Annotated in this window: 15 protein-coding genes and 2 pseudogenes; 14 read left to right on the plus strand and 3 right to left on the minus strand. The window is 37.3% G+C overall.

Features of this window, described 5'->3' with window-relative positions; genetic code table 11:
• Positions 1-279: 279 nt before the first annotated feature.
• Complete coding sequence (locus tag AC1MGI_RS09210; RefSeq protein WP_480349444.1) at positions 280-2127, plus strand: sensor histidine kinase; 1848 nt, start codon at positions 280-282, stop codon at positions 2125-2127.
• Positions 2124-2858, plus strand: a complete 735-nt coding sequence (locus AC1MGI_RS09215; protein WP_480349445.1) for a response regulator transcription factor — start codon at positions 2124-2126, stop codon at positions 2856-2858. The genes AC1MGI_RS09210 and AC1MGI_RS09215 overlap by 4 nt, the downstream gene beginning before the upstream one ends.
• Positions 2859-3653: 795 nt before the next feature.
• Here AC1MGI_RS09215 and AC1MGI_RS09220 read toward each other — a convergent pair.
• Positions 3654-3857: pseudogene (locus tag AC1MGI_RS09220) on the minus strand (sodium/glutamate symporter); the annotation flags it as partial.
• On the opposite strand from AC1MGI_RS09220, the pseudogene AC1MGI_RS09225 reads away from it, so the two are divergent.
• From AC1MGI_RS09225 to AC1MGI_RS09260, 8 genes and pseudogenes are all read left to right on the plus strand, one after another.
• A pseudogene (locus AC1MGI_RS09225) lies at positions 3847-4050 on the plus strand (LysR family transcriptional regulator substrate-binding protein); the annotation flags it as partial. The pseudogenes AC1MGI_RS09220 and AC1MGI_RS09225 sit on opposite strands and share 11 nt — an antisense overlap.
• Before the next feature lie 78 nt (positions 4051-4128).
• A complete protein-coding gene (locus tag AC1MGI_RS09230) occupies positions 4129-4380 on the plus strand; it encodes a YkuS family protein (RefSeq protein WP_480349446.1) in 252 nt (83 codons plus the stop codon).
• 269 nt (positions 4381-4649) lie between these two features.
• On the plus strand, positions 4650-5522 hold the full coding sequence (locus AC1MGI_RS09235; RefSeq protein WP_480349447.1) for a DUF1259 domain-containing protein: 873 nt from the start codon (positions 4650-4652) through the stop codon (positions 5520-5522).
• Positions 5523-5657: 135 nt separating this feature from the next.
• Positions 5658-5861 carry a DUF1657 domain-containing protein gene (locus AC1MGI_RS09240; RefSeq protein WP_049680140.1) on the plus strand — a complete coding sequence of 68 codons (204 nt, stop codon included), beginning with the start codon at positions 5658-5660 and terminating at the stop codon, positions 5859-5861.
• 260 nt (positions 5862-6121) lie between these two features.
• The gene (spoVAD, locus tag AC1MGI_RS09245) at positions 6122-7132 is read left to right on the plus strand and encodes a stage V sporulation protein AD (RefSeq protein ID WP_480349448.1); all 1011 of its coding nucleotides are present in this window, start codon (positions 6122-6124) and stop codon (positions 7130-7132) included.
• Positions 7133-7181: 49 nt separating this feature from the next.
• Complete coding sequence (locus tag AC1MGI_RS09250) at positions 7182-7388, plus strand: DUF1657 domain-containing protein (RefSeq protein ID WP_480349449.1); 207 nt, start codon at positions 7182-7184, stop codon at positions 7386-7388.
• Positions 7389-7411: 23 nt separating this feature from the next.
• Entirely contained in the window at positions 7412-8272 is an 861-nt protein-coding gene (locus AC1MGI_RS09255) for a DUF421 domain-containing protein (RefSeq protein WP_480349450.1), read from the plus strand.
• Positions 8273-8422: 150 nt separating this feature from the next.
• Positions 8423-9022, plus strand: coding sequence for a YitT family protein (locus tag AC1MGI_RS09260; protein ID WP_480349451.1), 600 nt, complete (start codon positions 8423-8425; stop codon positions 9020-9022).
• Between the two features lie 169 nt (positions 9023-9191).
• Here AC1MGI_RS09260 and AC1MGI_RS09265 read toward each other — a convergent pair whose 3' ends face one another.
• Positions 9192-9821 carry a spore coat protein gene (locus AC1MGI_RS09265; RefSeq protein WP_480349452.1) on the minus strand — a complete coding sequence of 210 codons (630 nt, stop codon included), beginning with the start codon at positions 9819-9821 and terminating at the stop codon, positions 9192-9194.
• A gap of 594 nt (positions 9822-10415) precedes the next feature.
• Here AC1MGI_RS09265 and AC1MGI_RS09270 point away from each other — a divergent pair.
• Complete coding sequence (locus AC1MGI_RS09270) at positions 10416-10958, plus strand: NADPH-dependent FMN reductase (RefSeq protein WP_480349453.1); 543 nt, start codon at positions 10416-10418, stop codon at positions 10956-10958.
• A gap of 187 nt (positions 10959-11145) precedes the next feature.
• Here the strand turns inward: AC1MGI_RS09270 and AC1MGI_RS09275 are convergent, their stop codons facing one another.
• A complete protein-coding gene (locus AC1MGI_RS09275; protein WP_480349454.1) occupies positions 11146-12027 on the minus strand; it encodes an EamA family transporter in 882 nt (293 codons plus the stop codon).
• A 551-nt stretch (positions 12028-12578) separates the two neighbouring features.
• On the opposite strand from AC1MGI_RS09275, the gene AC1MGI_RS09280 reads away from it, so the two are divergent.
• The 3 genes from AC1MGI_RS09280 (at position 12579) to AC1MGI_RS09290 (ending at position 14920) form a co-directional block, all read left to right on the plus strand.
• Positions 12579-13340, plus strand: coding sequence for a TerC family protein (locus AC1MGI_RS09280; protein WP_480349455.1), 762 nt, complete (start codon positions 12579-12581; stop codon positions 13338-13340).
• A 616-nt stretch (positions 13341-13956) separates the two neighbouring features.
• Positions 13957-14112: a YkvA family protein gene (locus AC1MGI_RS09285; protein ID WP_480349456.1), complete on the plus strand. Its 156-nt coding sequence runs from the start codon at positions 13957-13959 to the stop codon at positions 14110-14112.
• A gap of 37 nt (positions 14113-14149) precedes the next feature.
• Positions 14150-14920, plus strand: coding sequence for a TerC family protein (locus AC1MGI_RS09290; protein WP_480349457.1), 771 nt, complete (start codon positions 14150-14152; stop codon positions 14918-14920).
• Positions 14921-14974: the final 54 nt, after the last annotated feature.

Consider the following 14974-nt stretch of genomic DNA (forward strand, 5'->3'; position numbering starts at 1 on the left):
CCTTTTAAGCTTTTAAGCGAAGAAGGGGATTTTAATATGGTATCCTGGAAAACGAACAAACCTTATTTACGGAATGATCGAATTGTAAATGTATAGTGATAGGCTGAATTCATTTGTGCATGAAAAAGTTCCTAAAGAAATTGTGATAAAATTGATGAAACAGAGGCATAGCAAATAATTAGTTTAGCTAATAAACATGTCTATTTACCTGGCTGGATATTTCGGTTAAGATTAAGTATGGAAACGGAAACAAGCTGTTAAATGGTAGGATGATAAGTTATGAAGAAGCAATGGAGAAAACTTTCTTTTTTTATCAGAAAATTCATACTGTTGAGTAATCAATCGCTTTTAATAAAGCTTTGTGTATTGTCTAGTATACTAGTGATTTTTCCAGTTCTTTCAGTTGGAGCTATTTCGTATAAACTTTCTTCTGATAAATTAGAAGAGGAGTTTAGGGAATCAAGCCAACAAATTATTGAACAGGTAGAGTCACATATTGAGTATTATTTACAAGATTTTGAGATTGCCAGCTTAAAAATTATTAGCTCTCCTCACTTTGCTAATTTTTTGAAATTTGAGACGAAAGAATTTGGAAATAATCAGGAATTTACGGAGGCAACACGAGCTATCTTAAAGGAGGCAGAATATTCTAGAGCAGATATATCAAATATTACCGTCATTTTAGATAATGATCAAGTCATCGATACGCTCGGTTTAGAAAACTACTATCCTGCTACCAAAATTAAAGAGGAGTATTGGTATTCATCGGTACCGAGAAATGGGATGGTCATGTTAGTAAGCAGAACGTTAAAATTAAAAAATAATAACGAGCAGTCTGTGATATCACTCGCAAGGCGTTTATATAATCCAAGGACATTGCAGCCAGTAGGAATGCTGATCATTGATATTAATTTCAGGAGGATTGAAGAAATTGCTAATAAGGTGACACTAAGTAAGAATGGTTATTTCTTTATTTTAGATTCCAAAGGGCATTATGTATACCACAGCGATTATTCTAAGCTAGGAAAAAAGGTTGAATTCGATCAATTGTCTAACTTGAAAACGGAAGAAGATGGATCTGGAATATTAGATAATGATCGCAAAGATTTTGTTACATATTCTTTTTCTCGAAACATTGGCTGGAGGTTTTTTACAGCAGTTCCATACAGGGATTTAATGGAAGGAAGTATTCAAATTGGAAAAACTATTTCCTGGATCATTATAATCGCACTATTCTTTGCTTATCTCATAGGATTCGGATTTGCAAATAGCATCATTCGTCCAATTCGGCGGCTTCAACATTTTATGAAGGAAGTTGAAATTGGAAATCTCAATGGCAAGGTAAGAGTGGAGTCTACTGATGAAATTGGACAATTGACAATGGGTTTTAATAATACCGTTGAAAAACTATCCAATTTATTGGAGGAAATATATATTTCTAAGTTGAAAGAAACAGAGATGAACCTTAATCAAAAAGAAATTGAATTGAGAATGCTGCAGTCACAAATTAATCCTCATTTTTTATACAATTCACTTGAAACAATTAGAGGTATGGCATTGGAGGAAAATCGGGAGGACATTGCCTGCATGTCATCTTCACTCGGAAAGCTACTCCGTTATAATCTTAAAAATAGCTCACTTACGGTAAGTCTAAAAGAAGAGATTAAGTTTTGTGAGATGTATTTGCAAATACAAAAGTTTCGTTTTGAAGATCGTTTTGAGTATATGTTTGATATTCCGGAATGGGCAATGGATCTTAAGGTCGTGAAGTTTTCGATGCAACCTTTAGTTGAAAATTGTTTTAAGCATGGTTTTGATCAGATTAAGGGGAAAATGAAGATTGTCCTATCTGTAGTTCGAGTTTCAGAATCTTCTATCGTTATTCGCGTTTTAGATACTGGTGTTGGAATTCAGGAAAATATTCTAAACGAGATTACGAAAAAAATTGAACAAACAACAACAGCTAATAACGGATTAAATATTGGAATAATAAATGTTCACCAAAGAATTTCTTACTTGTTTGGCTCTATGTATGGGATTACGATTCAAAGCACACAAGGCATTGGAACAGCAGTTGATATGCATTTGCCGATCAGGAAAGCATATGATAAGGAGGAGGAAGAATGAAAAATGTCTTGCTGGTTGACGATGAGAGATGGGTTCGTACCGCACTTAAGTGGACAATAAATAAGTTGAATCTCCCAATATATGTTGCCCATGAATGCAATAACGGGTTGGAAGCTCTTGATTGGATCAAACAAAATAATGTAGATCTAGTAATAACTGATATTCGTATGCCAATCATGGATGGACTTACATTTATTAAGCAAGTACGGGATTTAGAGTTGCATGTGGATATTATCGTTATTAGTGTTCACGATGAATTTCAGTTTGTACAAGATGCTATGCGAAAAGGGGTGACTGATTATTTGTTAAAACCGATTGATGATGAAGAGTTAAGAAAATGTTTAGAAAGCTGGTTGAAGAAAGGGATGGGAGTTCAGTTAGAGAGTAGGCATGCAGAAGAATCCTTTCCTCTTTCAACAATAGATAAGGTTCTTCAATATATCCAGGAAACTCCACTTGGAGAAATCAACTTAAAGGAAGCAGCTAAAAAGGTGCATGTCAATCCGAGTTATCTAAGTCAATTATTTAAACAACAAGTAAAACGAAATTTTGTTGATTATTTGACAGAGCTTCGAATGGAAGAGGCTAAAAAGATTCTGAAGACGAGCAGCTTGCGAATATCTGAGATTGCCGAACGCTTAGGCTATTCTGATATAGCGTATTTCAGTAATACTTTCAAACGAATGACGAGTTTCTCTCCATCTGAGTTTCGAAAGGTTAAAGACCAGTGAATCGATGATGTCTGTTGAGGACGGGCTTTGATAGTACTTGAAGGGAAGTGATAGTTTCACGACATTCATTTTGAGTGCAAAAAAAACAATTCTCTTTTTTACTTTTTAGAATTGGTTAATGGATCACTTTTTAGATATTTGAGTAGAAATCATCTTGCTTTTTATTGTGGTGTTTACGTGGCCGTTTAGTTCGTTTTTAACTTTAATAATTATCTTCTCCGCATTAGTTCATGTGATTTCGCGTACCAGATAAATCCGATTTTTAGTGAGTCTAACATTTTCTTCATTTATGTTTTCCCCTTTCAAATTTTTAGGATGTATACCTTTTAGTTTTGCAATTATCTTCTCCGCATTAATTCATGTGATTTCGCGTACCAATCCAATCCAACCTTTAATGATTCTAAAAGCTTTTTCATATGTGTCATCTCCTCTCTAACTTATATTACTATTATCAGATATAAGCTATATTTTAACAATGTCATTGAAATCGGTAACAATGATGAAGAAAACGGAAACAAGGGTAAGAAAAACGGAATCATTTATGTTTTTCTTAATAATTCACAGTTTTTCTCGAGTTTTCAGTAGATATTAATAAAATGGTGATGTTTTAAAAAGGAATTGGTTGGATTTGCAAACAAGCATGGGTTAACCGTAACGGAAAATAAAATAGGAAAAATTAAACGTCATGATACGATAGGAATAGAAGAGATTGATATCAACAGGAGTTGAGCAAGTATGAAAGGGAGAAATCTAAAAGGGCCTGTCCCTTTCGTTATCGGACAGACCCTTTTTTCATTATTCAAATAAATTAATCGTCGTAATAATGATCGGCATGGCAAATACATCAATAAGAATGGCTCCTACAATTGGAACGACGAGGTATGCTTTTCGTGAAGGTCCAAAGCGCTCTGTCACTGTAGCCATATTAGCCATTGCATTTGGTGTAGCTCCAAGGCCATGACCTGTAAAACCAGCTACCATTACTGCAGCATTATCATTAGTGAGAGAAGATCTGGGGATTACTATTATCCCCGAACATTATTTATCTGGTCCAAAGGATGATTCAATTGTCCGAAAAACGATTGATTCTCAAGCATTAGAAAGGACTGTTTATTTAACGTTTATGAAAAATCGTTATTTAGCTCCCTCGGTTCAAACTTTTTTAGAAGATATTCGGCGGAACTTTGCCTGATGCACTTTTCAATTTGATAAGAAATGTATACATACAAGGGCTTAAAAAAGGAAAGCTTAGCAAGTAGGAGGTGTAACTATGCAAAAAATTGCTGTAGAAGGATCATTAACGAATATTTCCGAAGCGTTACGTGAAAAGGGCTATGATGTTGTTGAATTAAAACAGGAATCTGACGCACAAAACGTAGACTTTTGTGTTGTGACTGGACTAGATTCAAATATGATGGGCATACAAGAGGCTTCGGCTAAGGGTTCGGTGATTGAAGCGAGCGGATTATCCGCAAATGAAGTTATTAGCGAACTTGAAAGTAAAATAAATCATTTACAGTAAAAAATAAAAGGCTGAATCAGGTGTCGGAAAGATCCGATGACCTTGGTTCGGCCTTTTTTATGCTCTTGGATTATATACGTGAATAGTCTTCAATGGTATTGACTACATCAATCTTTTTCTATTAGGTACGGGCCTAGACCGCATTCATAAATTCGCATACCCTACACTGTATGTGTTTTTTGCGGAGGAAAAATGGATAGTTTCTTTTTTTGATTGTTAACTAATTTTTCCACTAGTCCTAATCTAAATAATGGAAGGTGTAGTGTCTAATGAGAAATATGGACCAAAATCCATCGGAGCTGTGTATAGAATTCGCGGAAATTCTTGATTCAACACCTAGTGTAGTAAATGGCGTTTGTTTGGCGACTCGATCGCGAACAAATTTACATCCAGTCGTACTAGGTAGGAAAGCGGAATCCTTTATGTTTATTCCCCAAGCTTTTTCGTTTGAAAACATAGATCGTGAAGGAAAAGCTTTATGCCTTGGTGAGACCGTAATTCTTGAAGAAGAAATCAATCCGTTCATGAGTAAGCTCCGAAAGCATGGGATTATTGTAACGGCTCTACACAATCACTGGCTTTTTGATAAACCACGTCTCATGTATATGCATTTCGAATCAACTGATCATCCAATCACATTCGCAAAGAAAGTTAAGGATGCGATGTCGGTGTTGATTACCCAAAACGTGGGGGTTGCACAAAGAGGAATGATTCATGATACAAATGTAGCTAACCTTTGTGATAGATTCAATAACATTCTTGGTGGAGCGACTCATACATCTGAAAATGGAATGTGTATGGTAATGAAATCTCGTACAAATATCAAACCGATTGTTCGTGGAAGAAAGGGCAAATCCTTCTTATTAATCCCGCAAATGTTTACTTTTGAATCGATGACAAGCGACGGATTGGCTCTTTGTACCGGGGAAACTGTCATTCTTCAAACTGAGATTAATCGTTTCATTAGTAAGCTTCGTGAACATGATATTATCGTAACCGCTGTCCATAACCACTGGTTATTTGATAAACCCCGTCTTATGTTTATGCATTTTGAATCGATTGATGAACCGATTGCCTTTGCAAAAAAAGTTCGGGATGCTTTACGTGTACTAACTACTAAAGAAGTTTGTCCGAAAAAATAGGCTTAGAAGTAAAAGATGGTTATAAGTATGTGGAAAAGGTAAGATTCCTCCTGTGGATATATTTGGGATTCATAAATTGATCATAGATAAAGCATTCTATCATTTGTAATGATTAAAGCAAAGGAGGATTTTTACATGACTGTTATTAATCAAGTACAACAAACATTATCGGGTTTAAAAGGTATTCAAGCTAGTTTTGAAACATTTGCATTGGCAACAGATAATCAACAAGCTAAACAAATGTATCAACAAGCTGCCCAACAAACACAAACCATTGTCGATACCCTTTCTCCAAGAGTCCAACAAATCATCGAAGAAGAGCCTCAATATAAACAATAATGACCAGTAGAAAAGAGTCCGTCCTAAACTAAAGAGTCAGACCCCACAACAACTATACACAGTTATATAACACGATTAACTGTGTATGGATTGTGAGGTTTCAGTCACTTTTAGGACATTCCCTTTTTTAAGCATAAAATCGAAAGCAACAATTGAGTGGAAAGAGGCGTTGTACGCATGTTACATCATAAAAAGAAGCAACTGGCATCCGTTCCAAAGGAGTATCGGAAGCGAACGCTGTTTCAGTGGGGTGACTTGTTATGCTGAGAGGAAGGCGGACTTGGGTATTCGATCAAAAACCGGTCATTATTTCCACAGGAACTGTTGGCGGTCCATTTGAAGCAGACGGATTACTTACGAACGACTTTGATCTTCTTCACGCAGATTTGTGGTTGCAACAAGATTCCTATGAGAAAGCACATAAAGTACTTTTGGAAGAAGCCTGTCAAAAAGCGATAGAAAAAGCAGAACTTCAAAAAGAACAAATTCAGTTTCTTCTCGCTGGAGATTTAATTAACCAAATTACTCCAACTACCTTTGCTGGAAAAACAATTGGGGCACCGTATCTTGGATTATTTGGAGCATGTTCAACTTCTATGGAAGGGTTGGCATTAGGCGCTTTTCTTGTGAATTCAAAAGGAGCCAAGTATTTATTAACGGGAGCTTCTAGCCATAATGCGGCTGTTGAAAAGCAATTTCGTTATCCAACCGAATATGGCGGACAAAAACCCCCTACAGCACAATGGACAGTGACTGGTGCGGGAGCGGCGCTGTTAAGTGACTCTGGAATTGGTCCAAGAGTCACATCAGCTACAATTGGTCGTGTAATTGATATGGGGATTGCAGATCCACTCAATATGGGAGGGGCAATGGCGCCAGCAGCCGTTGATACGATTGAAGCCCATTTAAGGGAACGAAACATTGATCCAGCTTATTATGATTTAATCGTGACTGGAGATTTGGGTCGAATTGGACATGAAGTTTCGCTGGATTTATTAGACCAGCATGGAATACGAGTCCGTGATGATCAGTATCAAGATTGTGGGTTAATGATTTATCGGGAAGGACAACCAGTCTTGGCAGGGGCTAGTGGTGCAGGATGTTCAGCTACGGTTGTTTATGGTCATCTGTTAAACCGGATGAAAAAAGGCGAAATTAAACGATTGCTGGTGGTCGCAACAGGTGCATTGTTATCACCTCTTACATTTCAGCAAAAAGAAACAATTCCGGTAATTGCCCATGCCGTGTCGATTGAGTATGAAGCTGAATAGGAATCATGATGATCATAACCACTGCCAATAGAAAAAGGAGGATGCGCATGTGACTATCGGATCAGAAGTGAAGCAATGTCTTGCTAGTCTTAAAGGAATTGAAGCCAATTTATCCAGCTTAGAGATTCGGACTCCAGATGAAGAATCGAAACGCATCTTTCACGAGACAATGGTCATAGTGAATGGAGTCGTGGCGGATTTGCAGCAACGAGCTATTGAGTTGGAAGTGGAAGAAACGCAATATAAAGGTTTTTAAGCATCATAGTTGGAGGTGTAGTAGTGCCGGATTGGTTAGAAGTCATTGTACGTTCATTACTATTTCTAGCTATTTTGTTTTTAGTGACTAAATGGTTAGGTAAAAAGCAAATATCCCAATTATCTTTCTTTGAATACGTCATTGGAATCACAATAGGCAGTTTAGGAGCGGAAGTTGTTACAGGTCTTGAACAAAGCATTTATTTAGGAGTATTATCCATCCTTACTTTTGCAGTTATCCCTTTCGCAGCTGGTTTAATTTCATTAAAAAGTAAAAGCTTTCGCGATTTTATTGAAGGAAAAGGGACCGTGTTTATTAAAGATGGAAAAATCATGGAAGAAAATTTAAAAAAAGAACGATATACGATTGATGAATTGTTAGCACTTCTCCGAAAAGATAATGTTTTTCAGGTGGCAGATGTGGAGTTTGCCGTATTAGAGGCCACTGGAGATTTAAGTGTATTGGTTAAAAAAGAAAATCAACCATTGACTGCGAAGGATTTACATATGGCTGTTGCCCCTATTAAGGAACCCCAGACTGTTATCATGGATGGAAAAGTACTGGAAGAGCCATTGTCCACGGCTGGTCGAAGTAGATTATGGTTACAAACTGAGTTGGAAAAAATCGGGGTGCTTCTTGAAAATGTATTTCTTGGGCAAGTCGATAATTATGGCCAATTAACCGTCGATCTTTATGATGATAAACTTCAAGTGCCATCTCCTCAAGAAAAACCGTTATTATTCGCAACTATGAAAAAGTGCCAAGCAGACATCGAATTATTCGCACTTGGAACGGAAAATAAAGAAGCGAAAAAGATGTATAGCTTAAATAGTGAAAAGCTACAAGAAGCGATTGATAAAGTGGCTTATTTATTAAAAGAATAGGAAAAATAATGCGAGGTTGTCTCTAAAGAGTTTGCATTCGTCAACTACATGCAAGTATTGTCTACTGTATCTGTAGTTGCGGAATCTTACTTTTTTCATGGGATATCCTCTTTTATTATTCTTAAAAATAGGGCTTGGACATATATTTAATTGTTAAATAATTCAAAAAAGGTGATTCGTATCGTTCAGAAAATAGTAGCTACTATTATAGGTAGTTTATTGATAGCGATTGGAATTAACGGCTTTTTAGTACCACATCATTTGTTGGATGGAGGAATTACGGGTATTGCCCTCATAATTCATTATTACTTTGAATATCCGACCGGGCTTTGTATGTTGCTGTTAAGTATTCCTCTTTGCATATATGCTTGGTGTCGTGAAAGGAAGTATTTTTATAATAGTTTTCTTGGATTGATTGTCGCTTCGACATTCATTGATTGGTTAGCTCCTTTACGGAACCAATTTTCACCGTCTATTGTTACAAGTGTGCTATTTGGGGGGATATTCATTGGAATTGGAATTGGGCTTATGCTGCGATACGAAACAAGCACAGGCGGAACGGACTTGTTAGCTCAATTTATCGCGCAAGCCTTTTCATTAAATATTGGAGTTGTTATATTCATCATTGATGGTTTAATTGTTGCTGTCGCATATAACGCATTAGGACTGAAAGTGTTTCTTTTTTCTAGCTTAACAATTGTGATTATTGGTTTCATGACTTCATCAATGGCTAAACCTGTTGGAAGCTGACATGAAAATGGACCGTGTTAAGGAGAAATAAAGTCTAGCTAAGAAGGGTCAAACCCCGCGACAACTAAATACAGTATAAGATGAGTGTGTGAAACACTACATATTGATTTAGGGTACGAGGTCAGACTCTTTTTTAGACACATCTAAAAGGAAATAATCTCATTAAAGGTCAATGAGCCATCCCGTTATTCGGTTGTATTTGACTAGGCGCAAAGGCATTTATCATTTGCTGCATATCTTGTTGTGCTAGTTGTGGGACCTGATAATAATGATGTTTGTTTTGATAAATGGAAATCTCGTATGCCATTTCAATACAGTTGGGAACCGAATCTGCGAGCACCCGACGGACCACTGGATTTGTCACTTCACAAGCGGCCATTGCTTTCATGGCTGCAGATGATTTTACAGCTCCGAGCATTAACCCGGAGATGCACTCATCGGTGATTTCTGTTACAGACTGTAACGGTTTCTTCGGCTGGGTTGGTGTTAACCCATAAATGAAGTCATTACCTTGCTTCATTTTATAACTTTGAGTCCGCTTCTGCGGATCCTGACCGGTTGTGAAACAATCAACTGTAATATTGTATTCATCCTGGATAAATTGATATTGGTGATTCAATATATCCATAAGTTCGGGGTCTTTTACATGTTGGCGTAAAAGCATATATTGATTGAGTGTACCAATTGTTCCTGATAACACTTCATGAACATCGAACATTTCATGACCGCCATGATTCAGTTGTTGAGGCACAGCGCCTGTATGCATATTTTGGTGCATGGGACCTTGTTGGTTTTGCATGAATTTTCATTCCTCCTCTTATATAAAAAAACACATTCAACTTTAGTATGTGTCCAGAAATAAGAGTTATTCAAAAGACTGTCTAATTTAAAGAATGAGTAAATCGCACCAAATCAATTTTTTCGACTTATAACATATACATTGAGTCTAGCTACTATTGTTTGGTGAGCTGTTATTGTTCGAGAAAGTCGACAGCGGTTTTTACCTGACTTTTTGAACCTCCTTTACCCCGCATTAACGGGCAGTAAAACCCCTACCTCAAGGCTTAGAGGAATCGAAGAAGCGTAGGTGGGGGAACTGCCCGTAAAAGCCCGATTGGTTCAACTAACAATCAGTGGGGGATGAAGAAAACCCCCACTGATTGAAGTTTCACTTTATAAGAAGATGATTTCGCTTCTTTTCACATTCAGTTCAGTGTAATTCTCTACATGATTTAAAGTGGAAGATGTGAGGCAAACTACTACTGACGAGTAAAAGATATTGTTTGGGATGTTTGGAACAATCTAAAAAGACCTAGTTAAACTAAAAAAACCTCGTCAATTTCGTGTGAAACTGTACCGTTTTGGTTCGGCAAAAATAGGGAGGGATTTTATCGTGAAATTAGTAGCCATTGTAGGGAGTAACCGTAAAGAATCGTATAATAAAAAAATCACTGCCTTTATGCAAAAAAGATATACGGACAAGGTCGAAATTGAAATTTTGCCACTAGAAAACCTTCCTATGTACAATGAAGATGAGGAGTTAAACCCGCCCGCCGTAGTAACAGACATTAAGAAAAAAATCACGGATAGTGACGGAATCTTAATTGCAACACCAGAATACAACCATTCCATATCAGGTTTCTTGAAAAATACCATTGATTGGTTTTCGAGGGTGGATAAAGTAATGGTGAATAAGCCAGTCATGATTGTTGGGTGTTCTCCAGGTGCACTAGGTACAGTTCGTGCTCAAATGCAACTTCGTCAAATCTTAAACTCACCTGGCGTTTCGGCATTCACTCTGCCTGGGAACGAAGTATTTATCGGAGCTGTACACGAAAAAATTAATGAATCTGGAAACCTAGTTCATGAACCGACGATTCAATTCTTAGATACAGTAATGAATAACTTTGTGGAATGGATTCAAAAAGTTAAATAATAAAGTACGCGCGTACATGACGAGTATAAAAATCAATAATAATAGAAGAAAGAGGATGTTCCATAAGTAAAAGGTCAGACCTTACCACTATTACATACAGTTGATGGAGTGTAAGTAACTCGAAAAACTGTGTAGTGATGCTGGGTCAGATCCTTTTGGAACATCCTCTTTCAAGAATTTTAAAAAGTTAGGTATGAGAAGAAAGTCTTCTCCTTTGAAAATTCGGATAGGCAATCCCGAATAGAATTACTGCTACACCAGTCCATTGAGAGAGGGTGACCACTTCGTGTAGCACAAATGTGGACATGAGAACGGCTGTTGGTAGTTCGGAGGCACTTAGGATGGTGCCAAGGCCACTGCCTACTTTTGGCATGCCAATATTAAATAAAAGTGGAGGGACGAGCGAACCGAAGAAACCAATAAGAAGACCGTATTTAAGCAATCCATCCGCCAATGCTCCGTTTAGGAGAAATACTGGTGGAAGTACGGTAAATACGAGAAGTGCCGCTCCGGTTGTCATGATTGCACTTTTGTAGATTGGATGAATCGGAAGACTTGCACGACCACTTACATAAATAAAGGTAGCAAAGGATAATGCCGAAAGCAGTCCCCAGCCGATTCCGACAAGTGAAAAGGTGAGATCACTACTTAAAAAACCTGAAGCTAAAACGGAGCCGCAAAGAATGATTGCCGTTGCAATAATACTCTTACGTTCCGGTACTTTCTTATCAAAAATGTATTGTAAAATAATGCTGATCCAGGTGAATTGCAAAAGCAGGATAATAGCAAAAGAAGCATCGACATATCCTAGTGATTTATTGTAAAAAATCCCAGTTAAACCCATTGGCATCCCGCTGATCAACAAAATCAGCCATTGTTTAACACTTAACCTAATTTTGGGGACAAAGATCGTAATGATCCATAACATAACGGCTCCAAGCAAATACTGACTGCCCGTCAAATCGCCTATTCCATAACCATTTTTATAACCTAATTTAACAAATGACGAGATAACTCCGTATGAACAGCCACCAAGAAAGACTAGTAAAGCATATTTCCATATACCCATTAAAAAAACCTCCTATAAAACAATAAAGCCACCCATCCCCTTAATAAAGGATGGGTGGCGAAAAGTAAAGTTGTAAACTTTAAGAAAAATCCACCTGCCGCAAACTTGCCATGCAGCTTTTAGTTTATCACTATTACTTCTTATTATAAATTGTAATGATGGATTGTAAAGAGGGAAATTTTATCCGGGTTTAACAGGCTGTAATATCCACCTTATGGTAAGAAATCAAAAGAGTGTTGAACAGCCTGGAAATCCCGATTGGTGAGATACAGTGAAACTTACCGAGAGTTACGCAGGAGTAATAAATAAGTGGGAATTTAAAGATACTAACACCATTCGTAAAGGGAATGGTGTTATTTTTTTGTAAAAAAGTAATTAATAATTGTCCTACTCCCTTACTCATGGTATGATTTAGACTATACAAATCACGTTGGCGTGATTATTGTGGGATGTGGTATGGATTGTGATCGTACCTTTTTAAAAAGAAAGGTACTGTATTTTCATATCCAAGCTGATTTTAGAGTCCAATATTTTAGGGAGGTTTTATTTTTTTGGAAATTTTAAACCAAATGTTTAGTACGTACGCTTTATTTTTCGACTGGCAAATGTGGGGAGAAGTGTTAACAGATCCTGTTTCTTGGGGATTAATCGGGACATTAATTATTATGGAAGGGTTACTATCAGCTGATAACGCACTTGTGCTAGCAGTTATGGTTAAACATCTTCCCGAAAAACAACGAAAAAAAGCATTGATGTATGGTCTATTAGGTGCTTATGTTTTTAGATTCCTTTTCATCGGAATCGGCGTATACTTAGTTAACTTCTGGTGGATTAAAGTGTTAGGTGCACTTTATCTTGGATGGATTGCTTTTAGTCATTTCCGGAAAAAATCCGGCGGGGATGATGAAGTAAAAGAATTCAATAAAAACAGTTGGTTAGTCCGTACATTTGGTATGTTTTGGGCAACAGTCATTATGGTAGAAGGAATGGATATCGCGTTCTCGGCTGACTCGATTTTGGCAGCCTTCGCAATCTCGGATCAAGTTTGGGTATTATTATTGGGCGGTATGATTGGAATTTTATTAATGCGTACAGTAGCTCGAGTATTCCTAAATCTAATTGATAGAATTCCTGAACTTGAAAATACGGCTTTCATTTTAATCGGCATTATCGCTCTTAAAATGCTATTAAGTGTATTTGGAATCCATATCCCGCATACAGCATTTTTTGGCATCATCGTTGTTGCGTTCGTAATTACGATTATCATTCATAAGCGAAATGAGCGTAAGGCGGCTACTTCGACTGAGAGCTAAGATAATGGTGTTTGGCACTGTTTAATCAATATTGAACACACTTAGGAGCAGAAAGCCATTCGTATCAGGGCTTTCTGCTTCTTTTTGCATTTTAATTTTTTTCTGAAGATTTCATATAAGAGGTGGTAAAGATTATTTCATTCCAGTTTAACAGGCTGTAATATCCCGATCTCAATTTTTGTGCGGGAATCAAGAAAAAAATAGGTGGGAGGAAAAAAACTGATGAAAGTTCCACTTTATTTGACAAAAATGCGATATGTATAGTATAATAATTATAAATAATTGAATATTCTCCTAAAGGGGAGTAGCTTTTACAGCAAAGTCGTCATTTCAGAGAATTTCTCTCGGCTTTGTTGGCAACTTGATGTTGTTAGCAAGACCTTTACCGAAGAAGGGTAAAGGTATAACCATAAAATTTCAAACCTTTACCGTATTTTGGTAAAGGTTTTTTGTTTGATTATTTTTCAACTTTCAATAAAAGCGAGGTGAGTTCGGTCGGTAAATTTGCTAAACGTTTCCTATTTATCATTAAGTTTTGGACGGTACTTCCGTTTCTAAGGGAATTCTTCATTTCACGCGAAGTTCAGCTTCATAAAAAGTGATGGGAATAGTATTCATGATTGGGTACGCAGTATTTCCGTTTGATTTGATTCCAGATTTCTTCTCGCTCATTGGAATAGTGGATGATGTGATGATTTTTGGAATTGTTGTGAACTGGATGGTTCAGCTATCACCGGAAACACTTAAGGAAAAAAATAAGCTAATGGGGTAACCTATTTAAAAAAATGAAAGAGGGGAAGTTAGGACATATGGAATTTTCAATTTTACTTGAGTATGGTTGGGTGTTACTTGTGTTGGTTGCGCTTGAAGGGCTTTTGGCCGCGGATAATGCGCTTGTGTTGGCGATTATGGTAAGGCATCTACCGGATGAAGAAAGGAAAAAAGCGTTATTCTATGGACTTGCAGGAGCGTTTGTTTTCCGTTTTGGCTCGCTGTTTGCAATTTCGTATCTTGTCGATGTATGGCAGGTCCAAGCGATTGGCGCCATTTATTTAATATTTATTGCCTTGAACCATATATTTAGAAAGCTTCTAGTAAAGAAGAGTGAAGAAAATGTTACTGAGGAAAAGGAAACGAAGAAAGCTGGCTTTTGGGCGACAGTTTTCAAGGTGGAACTAGCGGATATTGCGTTTGCAGTAGACTCGATCCTTGCCGCCGTTGCATTGGCAATGGCGCTTCCAGATACGAACTTACCGAATATTGGTGGCATAGACGGCGGTAAGTTTATCGTAATCTTCGCAGGTGGATTGATCGGATTAATTATCATGCGTTTTGCGGCCAATGTGTTTGTGAAACTTCTGCATACTCGACCAGGGCTTGAAGTGGCTGCATTTATGATCGTCGGCTGGGTCGGTGTGAAACTAGCTATTTACACATTATCACATCCATCGTTAGCAATATTGCCTGAAGCGTTTGCCCATTCAGTGGCTTGGAAGACTATCTTCTATGTCGTGCTGATTTTGATTGCACTAGGTGGCTGGTTTTTTTCAAAAGAGAAACTGGACCCTGTAAAAGAATAAGGAGAATAACTGGCTGCGCTCTTTAAGGCGGCCAGTTATTTTAGGTAAGGCTAC

It is taken from the genome of Peribacillus sp. BM1 (assembly GCF_056679975.1).